Source organism: Bartonella sp. AP36NXGY (assembly GCF_042195865.1).
Taxonomy (GTDB): domain Bacteria; phylum Pseudomonadota; class Alphaproteobacteria; order Rhizobiales; family Rhizobiaceae; genus Bartonella.
Window position 1 is genome coordinate 1 of the sequence record NZ_JBHIPD010000042.1, and the last position, 6,345, is coordinate 6,345.

Annotated in this window: 6 protein-coding genes and 1 pseudogene; all 7 read right to left on the reverse strand. The window is 39.6% G+C overall.

The window, feature by feature from the left end:
- Positions 1-163: 163 nt before the first annotated feature.
- The gene (locus tag ACFINX_RS09115) at positions 164-265 is read right to left on the reverse strand and encodes a DUF2087 domain-containing protein (RefSeq protein ID WP_375612583.1); all 102 of its coding nucleotides are present in this window, start codon (positions 263-265) and stop codon (positions 164-166) included.
- Between the two features lie 107 nt (positions 266-372).
- The gene (locus ACFINX_RS09120) at positions 373-582 is read right to left on the reverse strand and encodes a hypothetical protein (protein WP_375668710.1); all 210 of its coding nucleotides are present in this window, start codon (positions 580-582) and stop codon (positions 373-375) included.
- A gap of 287 nt (positions 583-869) precedes the next feature.
- Positions 870-2,024 carry an MFS transporter gene (locus tag ACFINX_RS09125; RefSeq protein ID WP_375627878.1) on the reverse strand — a complete coding sequence of 385 codons (1,155 nt, stop codon included), beginning with the start codon at positions 2,022-2,024 and terminating at the stop codon, positions 870-872.
- A gap of 532 nt (positions 2,025-2,556) precedes the next feature.
- The gene (locus ACFINX_RS09130; protein WP_375668711.1) at positions 2,557-3,774 is read right to left on the reverse strand and encodes a DUF2087 domain-containing protein; all 1,218 of its coding nucleotides are present in this window, start codon (positions 3,772-3,774) and stop codon (positions 2,557-2,559) included.
- Between the two features lie 31 nt (positions 3,775-3,805).
- Positions 3,806-4,480: a hypothetical protein gene (locus tag ACFINX_RS09135; RefSeq protein WP_375612578.1), complete on the reverse strand. Its 675-nt coding sequence runs from the start codon at positions 4,478-4,480 to the stop codon at positions 3,806-3,808.
- Between the two features lie 215 nt (positions 4,481-4,695).
- Complete coding sequence (locus ACFINX_RS09140; protein WP_375668712.1) at positions 4,696-5,895, reverse strand: MFS transporter; 1,200 nt, start codon at positions 5,893-5,895, stop codon at positions 4,696-4,698.
- Positions 5,896-6,217: 322 nt separating this feature from the next.
- Positions 6,218-6,345 (reverse strand): annotated as a pseudogene (locus tag ACFINX_RS09145) (DUF3792 domain-containing protein); the annotation flags it as partial.

Consider the following 6,345-nt stretch of genomic DNA (forward strand, 5'->3'; position numbering starts at 1 on the left):
TGCCAACTTTTTGTAACAAAAAACTGTACACAATTCCTTGAACTCCAAACTATCTATACCACTAAATACTAAGGGGGGCGCATAGCTGGCCTAAACTCTCTTTACAGAAAACAAAAAAACAAAACGCTGCATAAGAAAAACTCAAATGCTTGAATTTTTTCTTTCAACGTATGCGCTGATATTTGCTTGCATATCGTCTTAAAAATCCATTTTCCACCAAGATTCGTCTTAATCTCGCAAAATCTAAAGTAAAAAGGCTACATATTTTTGATGTTTCCGTTTCGCGATAGTTTTTCCTATTTTAAATGCTTCTGCAATTTTTGTAAGTATATCTTCTGTTTCTAAATGACGATCGCTAAAAATTTCCATATTTCATACATTTTTATCTTCTAGCGCTTGCCATAATTTATCGATTGCTTGAAATCCCTCTGTTGTGTTTTGAATAAGACCAAGGTTTAAAAGGCGATTAATAGATTTGTGAATGTTTTTGGTCTCTGAATTGACAAGTTTGAGGATATCAGAAAGAATTTTAGCACCAAGTATAATAACAGTATAGACAGCGCGTAGTGTCGGTGAGGTCATGGCAGAAATGAGCGAATTATAAGAAAAATGCTTTGGCTGTGTTGCACATGGATATCAATAGAATATTATTCGTGCAGAATGTAGCTACCTTACGCTTGTCTATCCCATAATCCTTTAAGCTATGAGACAATTTGCAACGGCGTTTACAGAGCAATCTTTAGAGACCGTTTTGAGCTTTTTTGCCGCAGAGTGTGTTCAAAATCATAATTGAGTGATTTATGGCGAAGTGTTTTGAGTGCTCTTGTTGTGCCACCGGTTGCAAAAACTATATGTGACATGGAAGCTGCTTATTTTTTCGTTTGCATGAGGCAAAGGCAAGAAGCAAAGGCGGAGGCACCAACAATCATGCAAAAGGTGAAAGCGATATGATTGTTGAAATGGCTGATAATCCATCCACTTGTCCATGAGCCGGCGGCTTGGCCAATATTTGAAATAACAAGAATATAACTGAAAAGAACACTGGCAGAGAGGGATGGGGTTGTTTTCCCTGCTTGATAGTATATTTCTGGAATCATGACAGATTCATAGACACTGTAGGCAATTAATGCAGTCACAGCGGTAAAGACCCCACCCATGAGGAAAAATGAGGAGAAACTTCCCATAAGCCATAATAGATAGAAAGTTGATTTATCGGAAAGGCTGAGATGTTTATTGATTATTCCTTGCCAGATACAAATACTGATGCCAACAATTGAAAAGAAAATTCCACTATAAGGGGCGAGATTGCTGTCAAATTTACTGAGAAGTGTTGTGGTGGTGATGAAAATTCCCATGAGGAATGCACAAAGCAAAGCCGTGACCAGCAAATAAGCAATAGAACGATTATGTATTATTGTTTTTAAAGAAGAAAGAAGAGCTTTTTTTGTTTTTTTATTCTTTTCAAGAGATAATGTTTTATGCGGGTAATGATAAACAATTTGAATGGATAGAACACAAAGATACAAACCAATGAGTGCAAAAAAAGCCATTAAGAAGGTTGATGCGTTGTATTTTATGGCACTCGTTGCAACAAGAGGGGCGATAACGACAGCAGCATTTTGAAAAAAAGAATAGAGAGTTAATGCGCGTTTAAGAGCATTTTCATTGAGATGTTCTGATAAAATTTCTCTCAAAAATGGCTTTGAAATTGCTTTCGAAAAAGCCATTAAGGTAAAAAAGATCAACCATGCAGAAGGTGTGAGCGATAGGATAATGCACACAAAAGCGCTACTCCTTAAAATAAAGGCGGTAGCCATTAAGAGTTTACGGGAAAATCTTTCTAATAAACCTGTTGTGGTTACCATGAGAATGCTTTCAAGGATTACCGATCCAGCGAGATAAAAAGCAACATTGGCAGCAGTTATGAGAGAAGAGTTTCCAAGCAAAGGGAGTACAAAGAAAAAGGAAAATTCAGAAAGAAAAACTGTGCTATAGATGAAAAAAGGAATTTTATTTTTGCCCATGGAATTTCCATAGAAGTGTTGTTAAATGATCAAAGACATTTTGTTGTATCTTTTGAGGAAGTTTTGCCAGCCCTATTTCTGCTGTGCACATTTCGTTGAAATAGTATCTTTCTTGATTCACTAGCCAGTCCAATGCAAGAATATTGTTTTTTCTACGATGTTTTTAGAAATATCGAGCATGATTTGGATTGAGCAACAACACTGTGCCCAGATGTTCGCGCAACAATCATAAGATCCATTGAGACCTTGATCCTATATCTTCTCCTGATGGTTTTGACTGTTTTTAACCCTATTTGATAACCACCCAATCCTTTTTGATAACCAATTGGCATCCCGCACTCTTGTTCCTCCCCATTGCATCTCTTGCGAAGAGAGCACGCTAATCTCATCTCCATAGATTGTCAACATATGAATGGGATGAATGATTTTGTAACCTTTTAATGAAATTATATTTTTTTAGTGGAAGGTTATTCATTCTCTTGAAATAGAGAAGAAAAACGATAGCGTTCGCTAATCATTTTTCAATTCTCTTTTAGCGCATGCGTTGATATTTTCCTCCATGGCGTTGTAAAAAACCTCTCTCAACAAGAGTGCGTCGTAATCGGGCAAAGTCTATCGTAAAGAGGTTGCATATCTTGGAAACTTCCGTTTCGCTATAGATTTTTCCCATTTGAAAGGCTTCACCAATTTTTGATAGCATCTCTTCTGTTTCTAAATGGCGGTCACTTAAATTTTCCCTCTCCCGTTCATGTTTATTTTCTAGCATTTTCCACACTGTCTCTTCGGCTTGAAATCCTTCTGTTGTGTTGTGAATAAGTCCAAGATTCAAAAGGCGATTGATGGATTTGTGAATGTTTTTGGCATCTGAATCGACATGTTTGAGGATATCAGTAAGATTTTTTGCACCAAGGATAATGGCGGCATAAACAGCGCGCAGTGTCGGTGACGTCATGGCAGAGATCAGTGAATTGCGGGTATTGCGTTTGTGAAGGGTTTCTTTCCCCATGGGCAAAAGATCATTGCGAATGGGCAGTTCATTGATTTCTATGAGTTCTGCTTGTAGCGATTGTGCGCGTACAATTTGTTCGGCTGGGGTGCGTTTGCGAATAATCCCCAGACCACCCTGGCGATATTTGTGGTTTTCGGGGAGTGTTAAAGCTTCATAGGAGCCATCAAGCCGGTAGAGAATTTCTTCCCACAAAGGAGTTCTGACACGTCGCACCCGCTGTGCCCCATTGAGAGCAACCGTTGTTGTTATGGTTGGTTCATGCAGACATAGATAACCACCCGCGGTGATGTGTTCCCAAAGGGTTATAACAAATCGCACATCATCTGCGGGAGTACCAGCATCAAGCCAAGCAAAATCTATTGGTCCCCAAGATTTGAGCGTTTCATCATCAAGAGAGAAAAAATTCTCATGGATAAATGTTACAGTATCTTTTTCAATACCGTCTTGAAGCAGTTTTTGCCATGCTTCTTCGGCTGATTGACCTTCTACTGTAAAATCATCAATGGTGATAAGCCGAGGTTCGTAATTCTCAAGGATTCCTGAAGGATCAAGCAAAGCTGTACGCTCTTCCCAGGTGGAAGATTCTAAAAGTTTTTTATCTTGTTGCCATGCTTGTTTTGCTTTTTGCAGTGCTTTAGCAATCAAGCGCGTACTATCACCAGCACCGATTTCAATGACTGTGCGCGGTCTTGCCATTTGAATAAGCGCATAAATGAGCTGTGCACTATTTTCTGTTCCCATGCCAGGTCTTATCAGCTGAATCTTTTTATCCTTATAATTTTACCAATCGTAGCATTCCTGCTTTTACAAAAAATTTTATTGAATCCTCTATAGGGTGTTGAATGTGCATTGGTGTGGTGGCTTGCTTCAAGAGATGTTTTGTTTTTTCATGAAGCCGGATTGTACGCCCATTGAGTTGATTAATGGCAAGACTGCCAAGAGAAGAATCTATGATAATACATGTTGGCTCTCGTAAAAGAGCGGTTGCATCATTTTCTGAAAATGCTTTTTGATCTGTTTCGATGAGACCGTGTTGTAAAAGTGATATCAAAAGACTTCCAGAGGCAAGAAGAGTATCATTGAATTGTATTTCCCTCAGTGATTGGACAAGGCAGCCTTCACGAAGTGCTTCAAATGTGGGAAAGTCGAATCCGCCAAATGCCGCTCCTTTTGTAGAAACAATGGTGATGGGTTGTATTTGCCGTTTGCCAATGAGTGCTGGTTTGTTTTTTATTATTTGTACATCTTTTGCCCATTGAACGCGTGATAAAGGATTGAGTTCACTTGGGTAGACAGCGAAAGAATTGATGGCTATGGGCGGCGTTGGTTTTTGCAATTCAAGTGTGTGGGAGCTCTCATGACAATCATGTCGCATATAGTCTGCCAGTTGCCACACATAGCCGCCTGTTCCATTGTAAAAGTTTAAGCCTATAGGATCTTGTTGCATGATGTTATCGTTTTTTTTTTACTTTAAAATATCAAGCTTTGGGGAGGGTTGTTAGTTGCTCTACATTAAAGAGTGGTTTATCAAAGTCCTATTGGGTTGGTATGGGGTTGCATGGGATACAACGATTTGATAGGGATTTTATTGAAATTTGATTGGGTGGTGATTGTCATGTCCTTTTGGGGTGTATGGTTTGCTTGAGAAAAACGCCACGTCCACTAACCATTATCAAATTCTCTCTGTTTTTTTTGTACGGCACTGTTCACAATAAAACCTAAGATGCCTGTGATCATTGTGGCTATGCCAATGATAAACAGTGTACTTTGGGTGTGATGCACTTTTACAAAACCGGCTCCTAGAAAGCCAAGGCACACCGCTGTTTGTATGATAAAGATATAGGCAGGCATTTGGTTGTTTCGGTGTTCTTTCTGAATGGCTTTCATCATAAAACTTGCCATCAGAGCATTTTGCACGCCGTTAGCACCCCCAAGGATGAAAAATGACAGCATCATTAACCATACAATATGTGTTAAGGAAAAGCAGAAAATTGCAAAGCCGATGATTGCAGCGGCAAGTGATGCTCCAGCGGCATTACCAAAGCGATGAAAAAGGCTGGAGAAACAGAGTGGACCAACCACGAGGCCAAGACTTAACATGCTTGTGATTACCCCATAGGTTTCTGCACTGAAGTACAGCTCAGTGCGGATGCGGACAATCGATAAGACGTTGAGAGCAGAGGTGAGGATGATGGTAATGATGAGGGGAGAAAGAGCATAGACAACATTTTTTTTACGCAAGAGACCCGTTAAATCTAGCCCTTTTTTGCTTTTTTGCGTTGTGTTTGTCGTTTGTGTATGAATTTTAAAACTTTTAAAACAGAAGAGAGTGATAAAGGTAGCAAAAAGAACCATGACTGACAACACAAACAATCCTTTTTGCCCGTTTGATATTCCATACAATACACCTCCTAACAATGGTCCGGCAATATAGCCAAGATTACGGACTGTTTGGATAATGCGGTTGATACGGTCTAATTGCTGATCATTGGTTGCAAATTCTGGGACGGAAACGAGGATAGCAGACCAAAAGAGTGAACCAGCACAACCTAGTGCGAAAGAAAGGGCAATATAAACCCAAAATTGGTTGGCGATTGCAGCTGTGGCTATAAAGAGTGCTTCAAACAATAAAACAATGGGTACTGTTCGCGCTGGTTGGAAGCGATGTAAGAGACGTGGTGCAATGGGGCCTGCACAAATTGCCCCGACAAGCCCTGCAAACAGCAGCATTGAAATAGATGCTGTGCTTTCTGCTAAGTGGAGAGCAAATGTAACTTGTGCTGTTTCATCGGCAAAGCTGCTAAAGCCCAAAACAAGGAAAAGCCCCATTTGGGTAAAAATCATGGATTTTTTCTTTGTCACAATGCTCCTCCCCAAGAGGTTATAAGGTACAATTTTCTTCTACGTGTTTATGGTATATCCCATGCTTTGTATAGTTTTTCTTGATGATCAGTTGAGAAAGGAAGTTTTCAGAGCTCTTTTCCAAAACAAGAACAATGCCTATTGGCAGCGATGAGCAACTCCTTATGTTTTTTTTAAGGGGAGTATTAAGGATGATGGGCTGGTGAAGTTGTCTGATATGAGAGACAATGATACAAAAAGACAATCAGAAAATTTTGCAAAAAAGCTGCACTATGCGTGCAGCTTTTTATGTATTTGCTTTAAAGGAAGACAGGTAGACGTTTTAAAGCATGAAAGTGTCCTTACGGCTTCTATAACCATAATAGCCAAAAACACTGGAAATAATGGCGCCTACCAGACTTCCTAAAAAGCCCCACCACCCCATATTGGAGGCTGTTTTTGTGGCTTTAG